The organism is Pseudoduganella sp. (genome assembly GCF_041914865.1).
In the GTDB taxonomy this organism is placed as follows: Bacteria; Pseudomonadota; Gammaproteobacteria; order Burkholderiales; family Burkholderiaceae_D; genus Rugamonas.
Map to the genome: position 1 here is coordinate 1 of NZ_JAYSCO010000053.1, position 14,691 is coordinate 14,691.

A 14,691-nucleotide genomic window follows, 5' to 3' on the forward strand; every position below is an offset into this window, starting at 1 on the left:
GATTGTCCGATTGTCAGACCTGACCCCGAATTTCTTACAGGTAGCGCGACAGGAGGGCGCGCTCGAGGCCGGCGGGGAGGGGGATGCGGACGATGTGGCCGCTGCCGGGGGCGACCTGGATCTCCTGGCCGTCCGTGTCCTGCATGCGTTCGAGGGTGACGTCGCGGTTGCCGTTCGGGTGCATCACTTCAAGGCGGTCGCCTACGGCGAAGTGGTTCTTGACCTCGACCCGGGCCCAGCCGTCTTCAATCGCCAGCACGTCGCCGACGTACTGGCTGCGGTCGGTCTCGGAGGCGCCGCGCATGTAGTTCTGGTGCGCTTGCGTGTGGTGGCGCTGGTAGAAGCCGTCGGTGTAGCCGCGGTTGGCCAGGCCTTGCAGCTGGCCGAGCAGGCTTTCGTCGAAGGGGCGGCCGGCCACGGCGTCGTCGATCGCCTGGCGGTAGACTTGGGCGCAGCGGGCGGCGTAGTAGGCGGATTTGGTGCGGCCTTCGACTTTCAGCGAGTTGACGCCGATCTTCACCAGGCGCTCGACGTGCTCGACGGCGCGCAAATCCTTGGAGTTCATGATGTAGGTGCCGTGCTCGTCTTCGAAGATCGGCATCAGCTGGCCGGGACGGCCGGTTTCTTCCAGCAGATAGACATCGTTGGCCAGCGGGTGGCGCGGCTGCTGGTGCAGGACGGAGATGTCGCCGGTGGCGTCCTGGCAGCCGCCGCCCACCTTGTAGTCCCAGCGGCAGGCATTGGTGCAGGTGCCCTGGTTGGCGTCGCGGTGGTTGAAGTAGCCGGACAGCAGGCAGCGGCCCGAGTAGGCCATGCACAGGGCGCCGTGCACGAACACTTCCAGTTCCATCTCGGGGCAGCGCTGGCGGATTTCTTCGATCTCGTCGAGCGACAGCTCGCGCGACAGGATCACGCGCGTCAGGCCCATGCGGTGCCAGAATTTGACGTCGGCCCAGTTCACGGCGTTGGCCTGCACCGACAGGTGGATCGGCATGTCGGGCCATTCTTCGCGCACCATCATGATCAGGCCCGGGTCGGCCATGATCAGGGCGTCGGGCTTCATCGCGATCACGGGTGCCATGTCGCGCAGGTAGGTCTTGAGCTTGGCGTTGTGGGCGAAGATATTGCTGGCGACGAAGAACTGCTTGCCGCGCGCGTGGGCGCCGTCGATGCCTTCTTGCAGCGCCTGCAAGGTGGAGAAGTCGTTGTTGCGCACGCGCAGGCTGTAGCGCGGCTGGCCGGCATACACGGCGTCGGCGCCGTAGTCGAAGGCGGCGTTCATCTTGGCCAGGGAGCCGGCGGGCAGGAGCAGTTCTGGTGCGGTGAGCATGGACAAAAACCGCACAGCTTAGCCAGCGGCGTTGCGGGCCGCCATGATCCAGATCAAGTTTGGCCGACTAGCCGAGGCGCGCCACCAGGCGGATCAGGTCGGACTGGCGTTCGCTGCCGGTCTTGGCCAGCAGGCTGCGCACCTGGGTGCGCACGGTGGCGATCGAACGCCCTTTAAGCTGGGCCACTTGTTCCACCGCCATGCCGTTGACCAAGCCGGTCAGCACTTCCAGCTCGGCGCCGGTCAGGCCGTACAGCTGGCCCAGCAGCTGCAGGGTGTCGCGCATATCGTCGCGCGGCAGCTCGATCAGCAGCAGGCAGCACGGTTGGGCCAGGATGCCAAACCAGGTTTCCGTCTCGGCCGGCAGGGCGTTCAGGCTAGCGCGGAACAGCTCGCCGCTCCCTTCTTCGCGTACCAGCAGGCGCACCGCCTGGCCCGTCTGCCGGCAGCGTGCGAGGGCATCGGCCAACGGCGGAGAGGACTGCTGGCCCAGCGCGTGCAGGTGGCCGTCCTTGCAGCGCAAGAGGGCGCGGCTGCCGGCCAGCAGGGCGTCGGCGCGCGCATTGCAGGAGGCGATGCGGCCGGACCAGTCCAGCACCAGGCTGGCCAGCGGCGGCCCGACGCCGGCGTAGCCGGCCGCCAGGTCCTGCAGCCGCGTGCGCTGCATTTGCCACTGCAGCCGAAGGCCCTGCTGCAGGTGCGGCAGCAGGGTGTTGAGCAGTTTCTTGTCGTCTTTGCCGAAGGCTTCGCGGCCGGCCGGGCGGTACCAGCACAGGTTGGTGAAGGGGAAGTCGCCGCCCGCTTCCTGGCCGTCGAACAGGATGGAGCCGAGCATGCTGCCCATGCCCGCTTTGCCGCCGAAGTCGTTGTAGAAGCGGCTCTGGTGCAAGCGTTCCTTGCTGACCAGGTCCTGGTCGGCCACCACCACGCCGCGGTGCATCATGCCGCGTTCGCGCGCGGCGTCCGCCCAGATGTCCTCCTGGCACCAGTAGCCGGCAAAGTCGTGGACGACCGACGGGTCCATGTTCTGCCCCAGCAGGATGGCCTCGGGCGAGGTGTCGGAGTGGCTGCTGAACAAGAAGGACGATTCGGCGCCGAAGCGCTGGCCCAGCGTGGCCATCAGTTCAACCAGCTGGCCCGGCTGGGTGATGCTGGCGTACACCTCTTGTATGGGGTCACTGGACATTGCTATTGCCTCAACTAGATGCCATTATGCAAATAATTATAGGCGGGCGCCGCGGGCCGGCTCATCATCAATATGGATGATTGTTGTTAATTTGCCTGCAATTCCTGGTACAGCGCGAGGAATTCCTGGCTCAGCTTGTGGCTGCGGTCGAGGTGGATCATGGGCAGGTTGCGCTCGTGCGATTCGCGGATGCGGATCGAGCTGGAAAGCTTGTTGGCGAACACCGGCAAGCCTTCTTCCTTGAGCTGGTCGACCAGGCGCTGTGGCAGCAGGGCGCGCGGCTGGAACTGGTTGACGACGATGCCTTCAATCTGCAGGCTGGCGTTGTGGTCAGCCTTGATCTCTTTCACGTTGTTGACCAGGGTGTACAGGGCCTGGCGCGAGAAGTCGTCGCAGTCGAAGGGGATCAGGCAGCTGTCGGCGGCGATCAGGGCCGACTGGGTGAAGAAGTTATACGCGGGCGGGGTGTCGACAAAAATCTCGTCGTATTCCTTTTCCAGCTCATTCAGGGTGTCGCGCAGCTTGTAGATCTTGTGGCGCGATTCGAGCTTGGATTGCAGGTCGCCGAGCTCGGTGTGCGCCACCATGATCGACAGGTTGTCGAACGGGGTGGCGTGCACGTATTCGGCGGCCGGCCTGGCAAACATGCTGAAACTGAGCATTTGCTCGAAGTAGGCGCCCAGGGTGGGCGCGGTACCGGTGGTGGCTGCGCCCAGCACGTAGCGGCTGGAATTGCACTGCGGGTCAATATCGATCAGCAGCGTGCGCTTGCCATGGTGCGCCGCAATGGCGGCCAGGTTGACTGCAATGGTCGATTTGCCGACTCCGCCCTTCTGGTTGAAGATTACGCGTTTCATCTGCCTGCCTTTGCCGTGGCCAATATTGCAACGATTCTAGCATGATGCGGCGCAGCAATTGCAAGCGTTTCAGGCCTTCTGGCAGGAATTCGAGGCCATCACGCCGCGCAGGTAGCCGCGCCGTACCTGGCCGGCCAGCACCGCTGCCTGGGCTTTGCGCGAGCGGCGTTCAGCGCCGCTGAGCTTGCGCAGCCAGCCGCGGAAGGGAATCGCGCCTTCCACGGTCTTTTGCAGGGCACCGGTGGCGGCATTGCCCAGGGCCTTGCGCGAGGCATCCATGCGGTCCAGTTCTTCTTCCGGAGTGTCCAGGTCCGGGCCCAGTTCCTCGTCCAGTTCGTTTATCTGCGCCAGCAGGGCCGGGCAGCTGCGGTCGGCCGGCAGCTGGTAGGGGTTCTCGACGGCGTCGCGCAGGATTTGCGGGATCTCGACTTTGGCGATGTTCAGGTCGCGCAGCGGGGTGCTGCCGATCTCTTCGATGCGGTTCTGGTCTTTGGTGGCGCAGGCGCTCAGGGCCAGCACGGCGATGGCCAGGGTCAGTCGTTGCATACATCCTCAAGGTTGGGAAAAAGGCAAGTATATATCTAAGCCGGGCTGAGGCGCGCCATAATTGATTTACGGTAACGGCGGCTCATGCGCAGGCGTTGGCCGTCGTGCAGCACGATGTCGTATTCGCCGTCCTCGCGCATGGCCAGGGCGCGGATGCGCTCCAGGTTGACGATGGCGGAACGGTGGATGCGCTGGAAGCCGTGCGGCGCCAGTTCCGTCTCCAGCTCGGCCAGGCTGCGGCGCAGCATGTGGCTGCGGCTGCCGGCGTGCAGGCTGCTGTAGTAGTCGCTGGCTTCGACCCAGTCGATGTCGGCGAACTTCACCACCTCGAGCGCGCCGCCGTTCTTGATGATGAAGCGCCGCGTTTCGCCCGGGGCGCGCAGGCGGTCCTTGACGCGCTCCAGCACGCGGGCGAAGCGCTGGTCGTCGAAGGGCTTGAGCAGGTAATCGAGCGCGCCCACTTCGAATGCGCGCAGGGCGAACTGGTGGTGGGCGGTGACAAAGACGATGGCGAAGGGCGGCGCGCCCCCGAGGCGTTCCAGCAGTTCGAAGCCGTCGCATTCCGGCATTTCCACGTCGAGGAAGACCAGGTCGGGCCGGGCGCCGGGCAGGACAGCCAGGGCTTCCTCGGCCGAGCCGCATTGACCGACCAGGGTCAGGGCCGGGTCGCGCGCCAGCAGGTGGGCGACATTGCTGCGCGCCAGCGGTTCATCGTCGATGATCAGGGCGCGCAGCATGCCGGCTCCAGGTAGGGCAGGGTGACGGTGGCCAGCACGCCTTGCGGCAGGTTGCGCAGCGTGAGGGTGTGCGCCTCGCCGTACAGGGCCTGCAGGCGCTGGCGCGTGTTGGCCAGGCCGACGCCATCCGCTGCGCCGGCGGCCAGCGCGGGGCCTTCGTTGAAGATGCTGAAGGTGAGCAGCTCGCCTTCGCGCGCGGCGCTGATGTGCAGTTCGCCGCCTTTGGCGCGCTTGGCGATGCCGTGCTTGATGGCGTTTTCCACCAGCGGCTGCAGGATGAAGTCCGGCACCTGCGCTTGCAGCAGCGCGGGCGGGATGTCGATGCGGCAGCGCAGGCGCTCGGCAAAGCGCAGCTGCTGGATCTCCAGGTACTTCAGGATGAAGTCGAGTTCACTGTCGAGGGCGACGAACTGGCGCTCCGAGCGGTCCGTCACGCGCCGCAGCAGATCGCCCAGCGCGGCCACGGCGGCCACCGCTTCCGCATCGCGCTGTTCGCGGATCAGGCCGGTGACGGCATTGAGGGCGTTGAAGATGAAGTGCGGCTCAAACTGCAGCCGCAGCGCCGCCAGCTGCGCCCGCGCCAGCAGCTCGCGCTGCTGCGACAGGCGGCGGTGGGTGTCCAGCGCAATGCCGAAGGTGGCCATGGCGCTGTACAGGATGATGCTGCCGACCAGGTTGTTGATCTGTTTGGCCTGCCACAGGGCTGCGAAGGGATCGGGCCCTTTGGGATAGGCGAAGGGGTTGAAGCTGTGTTCAAGCAGCGCGCCCCAGACCGCCCATACGGCGCTGATGGCCAGGCAGGCCGCGCCATGCACCAGCCACGGCGTGGCCTGGCGCGCCGGCAGCGGGAAGCGCCGCAGCAGGGCCAGGGCGAGCGGGGTGGCGGCGGCCCACACCAGCCAGTTGGCCAGCGTGACGAAGAAAAGGGTCCACCAGGCGTGCTGCATGCCCATGGCTTTCATGGAGACCACGACCTGTGTGGCGTCGAACAGGCCGATGGCCAGCCAGGCGAAGGCAATGTAGGGCCAGGGGTTGCTAGTGTTTGCTGTCATGGAGGGCAATCATAGGGGAATTCGGCGCTGGCGGCGATGCTTTGCAGCGAATGCACGGCGGGCTGCAGCCAGTTGCCTCGCCTGCGGGCGGGGGCAGTGGGAGACTGGATGCCTCTCTCTTGCAAAGGATCGAATATGAATCGACGCGAACTTTTCCGTATCTCGGCGGCCTTGGGACTGACGGCGGGCGTGCCGGCGCTGGCAGGGGCCCGCGCCGCCGCCAAGCCCGCCAACGCCGCCGCGCCCGCAGGCGCTGCGCTCCTGCCGCCGGCCGAAGGCAGCATCCCGGTCGCCTTCCTGCTGTCCGATAATGCGGTGGTGATCGACTTCGCCGGGCCTTGGGAGGTGTTCAGCAATGTCAGCGTGCCGGGGCGCGATGCAGATCCGGTGTTCCAGCTGTACACCGTCGCCGCCAGCGCGGCGCCGGTCACGGCCAGCGGCGGCATGACCATCGTGCCGAACTACACCTTTGCCAATGCGCCGGCGCCGAAGGTGGTCGTCATCCCGGCGCAAAGCGCGCGCGACCCGGCCGTGCTGGAATGGATACGCCAGGTATCGCGCACGGCGGACCTGACCATGTCGGTTTGCACCGGCGCCTTCGTGCTGGCGCGCACCGGGCTGCTGGCTGGCCGATCCGCCACCACCCACCACGGCTCCTTCAACGAATTCGCCATGCAGTTCCCCGATGTGGCGCTCAAGCGCGGCGCGCGCTTCGTGGAGGAGGGCAAGCTGGCCAGCGCTGGCGGCCTGTCCTCCGGCATCGACCTGGCGCTGCGCGTGGTCGAGCGTTATTTCGGCCGCACGGTCGCGCGCAACACCGCGAATGCCCTTGAATACCAGGGCCAGGGCTGGCTCGACCCGATGTCCAACAATGCCTATGCCAAGCGCCGCAAGTCCACCGAACAGCAGCCGGTGTGCCCGGTTTGCGAGATGGATGTGGACAAGGGCACGAGCCTGACTTCCCTCTACCGCAAACACAGGTACTACTTCTGCATGGATGGGCACAAGCGGCTGTTTGATGCCAGCCCCGCGAGCTTTGTCTAAGCCAGGGGTTATCATGCTGGAAGTTTCAACGATTTGGACTCCACATGGTGATAGTGACGCACAGCGGCAAGTTCCACGCAGACGATGCGTGGGCGGTCGCTGCCCTGAAGGTTTTATTCCCCGAGGCCGGGCTGGTACGCACGCGCGATACGGCCGCGATTGAGGCGGCCGACTTCGCCGTCGACGTGGGCGGCATCTGGGACCCGGCTGCCGGCCGCTTTGACCACCACCAGAAGGGTTTCAGGGGCGCGCGCCAAAGCGGCGTGCCGTATGCCAGTGCTGGCCTGGTGTGGCGTGAGTACGGTGCGCGCTGCGTCAGTGCGCTGGCGCTGGCACATTGCGGCCACCAGCTGGCGGATGACAAGGCGCGCGAAATGGCCTACAGCATCGACACCGATGTGGTGCAGTACCTGGACTTGTCCGACGTGGGTGCGGCGAAGAGCGCGCCGGGCGGCTATGGGCTGTCGGCCGTGATTTCCGGCTTCAATCCGAACTGGCTGGACGAGCAGAGGCTGGGCGATGGCGCCGATGCCTATCGCCTGCAGCAGTTCGAGCGTGCTGTGGCCGTGCTGACGGACATCATGGTCAACGCCGTGAAGTACCGCGTGGGCGCCTTGCTGGCGCTGGAACAGGTGCGCCAGGCGGAAGTGCTGGAAGACGGCAAGGTGCTGTTCCTGAAGAATGCCGCGCTGCCCTGGAGCCAGGTGGTGCGGCGCGAAATGCCGAAGGTGCTGTTCGTGATCAGCCACAGCATCGCCGAGCAGCGCTACCTGATCAGCACAGTGCCGGTCAGCCCCGATAACTTTGATGCCCGCGCCGACCTGCCGGAGGCCTGGGCCGGCCTGCGCGACGCTGAACTGGCCGCCGTGACCGGCGTGCCCGATGCCGGCTTCTGCCACAACGGCCGCTTCATCGCCTCGGCCAAGTCGTACGAGGGCATCCGCACCATGGCCTCGCTGGCGCTGCGCGCGCTTGAATAAAAAAAGGCCGGCTTGGCGCCGGCCCTTCTGTTCTAATAAATGGGGTACGTCCCCATTTTTTAGAACTGGTTCATGGTGTTGTCTTTGCCCGCCGCTTTCAGCGCTGCTTCGCCGCTGAAGTATTCCTTGTGGTCGTCGCCGATGTCGGAGCCGGACATGTTCTGGTGCTTGACGCAGGCGATGCCCTGGCGGATTTCCTTGCGCTGGACGCCGGCCACATAACCGAGCATGCCTTGCGAACCGAAGTATTCCTTGGCCAGGTTGTCGGTCGACAGCGCGGCGGTGTGGTAGGTCGGCAGGGTGATCAGGTGGTGGAAGATGCCGGCTTCGCGCGCGGCGTCGGCCTGGAAGGTGCGGATCTTCTCGTCGGCTTCGGCGGCCAGCGGGGTGGCGTCGTATTCGGCGCTCATCAGGGCGGAGCGGTCGTAGGCCGAGACGTCCTGGCCGGCTTCCTTCATGCGGTCGTACGCTTGCTGGCGGAAGTTCAGGGTCCAGTTGAACGATGGGCTGTTGTTGTACACCAGCTTGGCGTTCGGGATGACCTTGCGGATTTCTTTCACCATGCCGCCGATCTGGCCGATGTGCGGTTTCTCGGTTTCGATCCACAGCAGGTCGGCGCCGTTCTGCAGCGAGGTGATGCAGTCGAGCACGCAGCGCGCTTCGCCGGTGCCTGGGCGGAACTGGAACAGGTTACTTGGCAGGCGCTTCGGACGCAGCAGCTTGCCGTCGCGCTTGATCAGCACGTCGCCGCTGTTGACGGAGTCGGCCGTCACTTCTTCGCAGTCGAGGAAGGAGTTGTACTGGTCGCCCAGGTCGCCGGCTTCCTTGGTGTAGGCGATTTGCTTGGTCAGGCCGGCACCCAGCGAGTCGGTGCGGGCGACGATGATGCCGTCATCCACGCCAAGTTCCAGGAAGGCGTAGCGCACGGCGCGGATCTTGGCCAGGAAGTCTTCGTGAGGCACGGTGACCTTGCCGTCCTGGTGGCCGCATTGCTTCTCGTCGGAGACCTGGTTTTCCAGCTGGATGCAGCAGGCACCGGCTTCGATCATCTGCTTGGCCAGCAGGTAGGTCGCTTCCGCGTTGCCGAAGCCGGCGTCGATGTCGGCGATGATCGGCACGACGTGGGTGACGTGGTTGTCGATTTTCTCCTGGATCGCTTTCTTGGCGTCGGCGTTCGGCGCGGCGTCCAGCTGGCGGAACAGGCCGCCCAGCTCGCGCGCATCAGCCTGGCGCAGGAAGGTGTACAGCTCCTTGATCAGGGCCGAGACGGCAGTTTTTTCGTGCATCGACTGGTCCGGCAGCGGGCCGAACTCGGAGCGCAGGGCGGCGATCATCCAGCCCGACAGGTAGAGGTAGCGGCGGTCGGTGCTGTTGAAGTGCTTCTTCACCGAGATCATCTTTTGCTGGCCGATGAAACCGTGCCAGCAGCCCAGCGATTGGGTGTACTGGGATGGATCGGCATCGTAGCGGGCCATGTCGGCGCGCATGATCTTCGCGGTGTAGCGGGCAATGTCCAGGCCGGTCTTGAAGCGGTTCTGGGCGCGCATGCGGGCGGCCGATTCCGGGTTGATGGCGTTCCAGGCGCTGCCGTTCTTAGTGCGCAGGGCTGCGATGGCTTGGATGTCGTCTTGGTATTGGGACATGGTCATTATTCCTAAAAAGAAGGATTAAGAAAGCGAAGCACTTGGAATAATGATAGGCGATTTATTGCGCCGCACATATGTCTTATATAAGACATATAACTGAAATTTGATCGTTATGATTCAATGACTTAGTTGTTGAATTCCATGATGCAAAATCGTTTTTCGTGGGATGAATTGATGGGCATGCTGCCCTGAACATGCGCTTCTTACATTGTGGGATTCGGATTTCGCATTGTGGCAAAGCGCCCACTCAAGCCCCAAACAATTTTCGCTGACGCAAGTTTTTGGTTATATAATTTATAACCTTTATTTTTTTATAGGAATCCAAAAAGTGAAGCTGCTTACTGCCATCATGCTCAGCGCAGGAATCCTGTCGCCAGCATTCATCGCCACCCCGGCAATCGCCGCCCCGGCTGCCGCCGCCAAGTCCGCCGCCGTCAAAGTCGCTTCAGTGGAAGGCATTACCGAATACCGCCTGGCCAACGGCCTGCGCGTGCTGCTGTTCCCGGATGCGAGCAAGCCAACCCTGACCACCAATATTGTTTACATGGTGGGTTCGCGCCATGAGAACTATGGCGAGACCGGCATGGCGCACTTGCTGGAGCACCTGCTGTTCAAACCAACTGCCAACTTTGGCATCAAGAAGGGCACCAAGTCCCCGGTGGAAGTGCTGAACCAGATCGGCGGCCGCTTCAACGGCACCACCTGGTATGACCGCACCAACTACTTCGCCACCTTCCCGGCCAACGACGACAACCTGAAACAGATGCTGGCGCTGGAAGCGGACCGCATGGTCAACTCGCCGATCAGCCAGGACGACCTGTGGAACAACAAGACCCAGAAGGGCGAAATGACGGTGGTGCGCAACGAGTTCGAGAGCGGCGAGAGCGATCCGTTCCGCGTTACGCTGGAACGCACCATGTCGGTGGCCTTCGACTGGCACAACTACGGCAAGTCGACCATCGGCGCCCGTTCCGATATCGAGGGCGTGAGCGTGGACCGCCTGCGCGCCTTCTACAAGCGCTACTACCAGCCGGACAATGCGATCCTGATGGTGGCCGGCCGCTTCGACGAAACCAAGGTGCTGGCCCAGATCAACGAACTGTTCGGCAAGATTCCTAAGCCAACCCGCGTGCTGGCGCCAACCTACACGTCCGAACCGACCCAGGATGGCGAGCGTTCCGTCACCATCCGCCGCACCGGCGGCACCCAGCTGGTGGTCACCGGCTACCACGTCGCCCCGGCCAGCCACGTTGATTCGGCTGCGCTGCAAGTGCTGGGCAAGATCCTGACCGATGCCCCGGCCGGTCGCCTGCACAAGGCCCTGGTCGACGCCAAGCTGGCATCGTCCGTGATGGACCTGGACTTCAACCACATGGAGCCGGGCTACCGCCTGTTCGCCGCCGTGGTGCCGAAAGAAGGCCAGACCGCCGCCGTGGAAGAAGCCATGCTGAAGGCGCTGGAAGACATCAAGTCCAACCCGATCACCGAAGCCGAAGTGGCGCGCGCCAAGGCCGCCATCGCCAAGGACGTTGACCAGATCGTCAACGACACCGCCCGCTTCACCATCGCCCTGACTTCGGCGCAGGCTGCCGGCGACTGGCGCCTGTTCCACCTGCGCCGCGACCAGGTGGAAACGGTTGACGTGGCAGCGGTGCAAGCCGTCGCCGCCAAGTACCTGAAGTCGTCCAACCGCACCCTGGCGCGCTTCATCCCGACCGACGGCGCCGACCGCGCCGAAGTGCCGAAGACCCCGGACATCGCCTCCCTGGTCAAAGACTACAAGGGCCGCGCGGTGGTGGCGCAGGGTGAAGTGTTCGACCCGAGCCCGGATAATATCGAGAAGCGCGTGCAGCGTTCGGCCCTGGCCAATGGCATGAAGCTGGCGCTGCTGCCAAAGACCACCAAAGGCAACACCGTCAGCGCCACCGTGCAGCTGCGTTTCGGCACTGCCGAAAACCTGATGGGTAAAGGCACCATTGGTGCCTTCACCGCATCCATGCTGACCGATGGCACCGAGCGCCTGTCGCGCCAGGAAGTCAAGGATGCCTTCGACAAGCTGAAGGCCAACGTCGGCATCCAGGGCGGCGCCGAAGGCGTGACCGCCACGGTGACCACCACCCGCGACAACCTGGCGGCAGCGCTGGACCTGATCGCGGAATCGCTGCAGAAGCCGGCCTTCAACGCCAATGACTTCTCCGAGCGCCAGCGCGAGTTCATCTCCGGCACCGAGCAGCAGATGACCGAGCCGCAGCCGTTGGCCAGCAACGCAGTGCAGCGCCTGACCGACACCTTCCCAGCCGGCCACGTGCGCCATGTGAAGACCCTGCCGGAACAACTGGCTGCAGAAAAAGCCGTGACCCTGGACCAGGTCAAAGCTTTCCATAAAGCCTATTACGGCGCCGGCAATGCCACCCTGTCGGTGGTTGGCGATTTCGACGCCGCAGCTGTGAAGGCGCAGGCTGCCAAACTGTTCGGCAACTGGAAAGCCGAGCAGCCATACGCGCGCATCGCCAGCGCGATGAAGCCGGTGGCAGGCCAGAAAATATCGCTGGAAACTCCGGACAAGGCCAACTCGGTGCTGCTGGCGATCCATCCGATGCCAATGAAGGACGATGCCGAGGCTTACCCAGCCCTGCTGATGGGTAACTACATGCTGGGCGGCGGCGCGCTGCGCAGCCGACTGGCCGATCGTATCCGCCAGAAGGAAGGCCTGTCCTACGGCGTCGGTTCGCAACTGTCGGTGCCGGACCGCGACCCGGCCGGCATGTGGCTGGCCTTCGCCATCAGCGCACCGCAGAACACCGCCAAGGTGGAAGTGGCGCTCCGCGAAGAGCTGGACAAGGCGCTCAAGGACGGCTTCACCGAAGCTGAACTGGCCGACGCCAAGAAAGCCTGGCTGCAATCGCGCCAGGTGGGCCGCACCGGCGATGCCGGCCTGGCCAACCGCCTGGCCGGCTACCTGAGCTTCGACCGCACCATGGCCTTCGATAAAGACCTGGAAGCCAAAGTCAGCGCGCTGACCGTGGCCCAGGTGAACGAAGTCCTGCGCGCGCACCTGAAGCCGGAAGCCGTTTCGGTCATCAAGGCCGGCGACTTCGTCAAAGCCGCCGCCGGCGCCGCCGGCGCGGCCCCAGCCGCCAAGCCTTAACCGGGCTAGCCAAGCCCCCTGCCATGCAGGGGGCTTTTTTCCCGCCGAATCAGCTGCGCAACGTTGCGGCCAATTGCCAGTGCGTTTCTCCAGGTAGCAGGAGCCAGATGTGTTTCCATGCGTTGCGTGTGCACCCGGCAATCAGGTTCACCAATTGGGCTGGTGATACATCTTGGCCGTCGTAACGGATGTCGTCGCCTTCGACCCGAGCGTGATGTACTTTGCCCTTTAACACGACACGAATCCTTGTGCCGGAGGGCAGAAATACCGACTTCCATTGGTACCCTCCCTGCATTGAAGCGTCATCGTCGGAAGGGATTTCGCTCTGCATTGCAATCCATTCGGAGATCGCCCGTCCGGCGACATCCGCAAACTCCTCAGTCGAGCGCCTGCCATCGAGAAAGTCGCTAAGGTCATTAAAGGTTTGGAACGGCACCGGTATGTTGATTAGCTCCCTCATTTTCAGCTCCTTGGCAAATCGCGCTTAAACCTGCTCGATCCTTCATAAAGCTGCTTAAAGATCCTTATTGCTGGCTCGACGCTGCTTATTCTGTGCACGTTTTTTCACGAAGCTGCTTATTTATGCTCAAAACCTCTCGAGCCATGGCACGCTTTCTGCTCGGAGATTACGAGCAGATTTAAGAAAAAACGAGCAAAAAAATGCAGTGATTGAGCAGGAACGAGCAGCAAATAAGGCGCAATAAGCAGCAATATGAAACGTTAAGCAGGTTTGAGCAGCTTTGAGCAGGGCATCGGAATAATTCCCTTACACTCGGATGCTAAGACAGCGCCGGGCCCTTATAGTTCCGTCTTATCTCGGCAAGGCCGGCATGACACCGCTGCTATCGGTGCCATCATCTTCCACATTGCCGAAGTGGACTTCGAGGTCCTTGGACGGGCGGAAGTTCGTCAGCCGCACCTGGTAGGTGGTGGCGTTGATCTTCTTGAACTTGCCCGGGAAGCACAGGCTCACCAGTTCATCCGGCTTGCCCTTGATGATGTTCAAGGTGAAGTCTTCGATGCCGCGCTTCCAGGTGTTGCCGGTTTTGAGAATGTAGGACACATTGCGCGTGTCGATGTACTGTTTGCGCTCCTCCACCTTGGCGCGCGCATTCAGGTAGGCGTCGTCGGTGCAATAGGTTTTCCCGAAGCCTTCGTACATCACCGACATGCCCGGCCCGCCCGCGTAGAAGGGACGGTACTCGTGATGCACCCGCACCACTTGCCCAGCGGGGAACTTCTGCTTCCACACATAGTTGACCTCCACCGTCCATGCCGGCTCATGACTGCCGTTGTCGGTGCCCATCAAGCCAAGCTTGGCGAGCTGCTTGTATTGCTGGTCGGTGAAGTCCGGCACTTTGGTCACGCTCGTATCAAAGCCGGTCGAATGCGCAATTTGCGCATTGCTCAAGCCGAGCTTTTTCAGCTTCGCGGTCACGTCCGTCCCGTCAGGGCCAGTTGCTACCAGCTGGCTGGTGAACGCCACCGGTTTGCCATCCACCATGATTTTGAAGCCGTTCGGCTGGCCGTAATAGCTGTCGCTGACCTGTTGGGCGGCCGGGTAGGGTGGAAGGGGGAACACAATGGTTTCCTCCACATCGCTGGCCGATTCATTCAGGAATTCGTAATCGACGCTGATCAGCTTGTGGCTGACATTCAGCACTTCCTTCTTCATGGCGATGGCATCGGTCTTGCCGAATACGATGCCGCCGGCACTGACGGATGCGATGCCGTCATTGGCCAGGGCTGCGGGAGCGAGCATGAATGCCGCGAGAGCGAGGGGCAGGGTATTTTTCATGGCCAATATTATATTGGCAACACGAGCGCGGCTTGCGCACGAGTTCATTCGGGAGCCTCTGCCCTACATAAAATTCACGCAGAAATCGGTCGTGGTCTTGATTACTGGCAATGCTGTTCTCGCTACGTGCTCTTAGCATGAAGTTTTTCAAGTTGGTGGTAAGGCGAAACCGCAATTGCGACTTTTTTTTAACGGACGCTATCCGAACTGGAACCATGCAAACCATGCAGCCATTTTCTTTGGGTGGGCAGGTGATGGAATTTAAGTCTTCCACCAATGGCGGGGGAAGGAACCGCATAGACGCGTGCTTTACTTCGGGCGCAAGCAGTCCCAGGCTTTTTTGCGGGCCGAGCATTATTCGGTAGTC

Annotated in this window: 12 protein-coding genes; 3 read left to right on the forward strand and 9 right to left on the reverse strand. The window is 63.0% G+C overall.

The window, feature by feature from the left end:
• Positions 1-34: 34 nt before the first annotated feature.
• From yegQ to ACE3TQ_RS20545, 6 genes are all read right to left on the reverse strand, one after another.
• Complete coding sequence (gene yegQ / locus ACE3TQ_RS20520) at positions 35-1,330, reverse strand: tRNA 5-hydroxyuridine modification protein YegQ (RefSeq protein WP_374584458.1); 1,296 nt, start codon at positions 1,328-1,330, stop codon at positions 35-37.
• Positions 1,331-1,397: 67 nt separating this feature from the next.
• On the reverse strand, positions 1,398-2,516 hold the full coding sequence (locus tag ACE3TQ_RS20525; protein ID WP_374584460.1) for a helix-turn-helix transcriptional regulator: 1,119 nt from the start codon (positions 2,514-2,516) through the stop codon (positions 1,398-1,400).
• 86 nt (positions 2,517-2,602) lie between these two features.
• Entirely contained in the window at positions 2,603-3,373 is a 771-nt protein-coding gene (locus tag ACE3TQ_RS20530) for a ParA family protein (protein ID WP_374584462.1), read from the reverse strand.
• A gap of 69 nt (positions 3,374-3,442) precedes the next feature.
• Positions 3,443-3,919, reverse strand: a complete 477-nt coding sequence (locus tag ACE3TQ_RS20535) for a hypothetical protein (RefSeq protein WP_374584464.1) — start codon at positions 3,917-3,919, stop codon at positions 3,443-3,445.
• A 35-nt stretch (positions 3,920-3,954) separates the two neighbouring features.
• Positions 3,955-4,656, reverse strand: a complete 702-nt coding sequence (locus tag ACE3TQ_RS20540) for a LytR/AlgR family response regulator transcription factor (RefSeq protein ID WP_374584466.1) — start codon at positions 4,654-4,656, stop codon at positions 3,955-3,957.
• Positions 4,641-5,708: a sensor histidine kinase gene (locus ACE3TQ_RS20545; RefSeq protein WP_374584468.1), complete on the reverse strand. Its 1,068-nt coding sequence runs from the start codon at positions 5,706-5,708 to the stop codon at positions 4,641-4,643. The genes ACE3TQ_RS20540 and ACE3TQ_RS20545 overlap by 16 nt, the downstream gene beginning before the upstream one ends.
• Positions 5,709-5,843: 135 nt before the next feature.
• Here ACE3TQ_RS20545 and ACE3TQ_RS20550 point away from each other — a divergent pair, with 135 nt between their 5' ends.
• Both ACE3TQ_RS20550 and ACE3TQ_RS20555 read left to right on the forward strand, forming a co-directional pair.
• Entirely contained in the window at positions 5,844-6,752 is a 909-nt protein-coding gene (locus ACE3TQ_RS20550; protein ID WP_374584470.1) for a DJ-1/PfpI family protein, read from the forward strand.
• A 44-nt stretch (positions 6,753-6,796) separates the two neighbouring features.
• A complete protein-coding gene (locus tag ACE3TQ_RS20555) occupies positions 6,797-7,732 on the forward strand; it encodes an MYG1 family protein (protein ID WP_374584472.1) in 936 nt (311 codons plus the stop codon).
• 59 nt (positions 7,733-7,791) lie between these two features.
• Here the strand turns inward: ACE3TQ_RS20555 and ACE3TQ_RS20560 are convergent, their stop codons facing one another.
• The gene (locus ACE3TQ_RS20560; RefSeq protein ID WP_374584474.1) at positions 7,792-9,375 is read right to left on the reverse strand and encodes an isocitrate lyase; all 1,584 of its coding nucleotides are present in this window, start codon (positions 9,373-9,375) and stop codon (positions 7,792-7,794) included.
• Positions 9,376-9,706: 331 nt separating this feature from the next.
• Between ACE3TQ_RS20560 and ACE3TQ_RS20565 the strand changes: the two genes are divergently transcribed.
• Positions 9,707-12,526, forward strand: coding sequence for a M16 family metallopeptidase (locus ACE3TQ_RS20565; RefSeq protein WP_374584476.1), 2,820 nt, complete (start codon positions 9,707-9,709; stop codon positions 12,524-12,526).
• A gap of 49 nt (positions 12,527-12,575) precedes the next feature.
• Here ACE3TQ_RS20565 and ACE3TQ_RS20570 read toward each other — a convergent pair whose 3' ends face one another.
• Together ACE3TQ_RS20570 and ACE3TQ_RS20575 are read right to left on the reverse strand one after the other, a co-directional pair.
• Positions 12,576-12,986, reverse strand: a complete 411-nt coding sequence (locus ACE3TQ_RS20570) for a hypothetical protein (RefSeq protein WP_374584478.1) — start codon at positions 12,984-12,986, stop codon at positions 12,576-12,578.
• Between the two features lie 351 nt (positions 12,987-13,337).
• The gene (locus ACE3TQ_RS20575; RefSeq protein ID WP_374584480.1) at positions 13,338-14,324 is read right to left on the reverse strand and encodes a DUF4424 family protein; all 987 of its coding nucleotides are present in this window, start codon (positions 14,322-14,324) and stop codon (positions 13,338-13,340) included.
• Positions 14,325-14,691 lie beyond the last annotated feature (367 nt).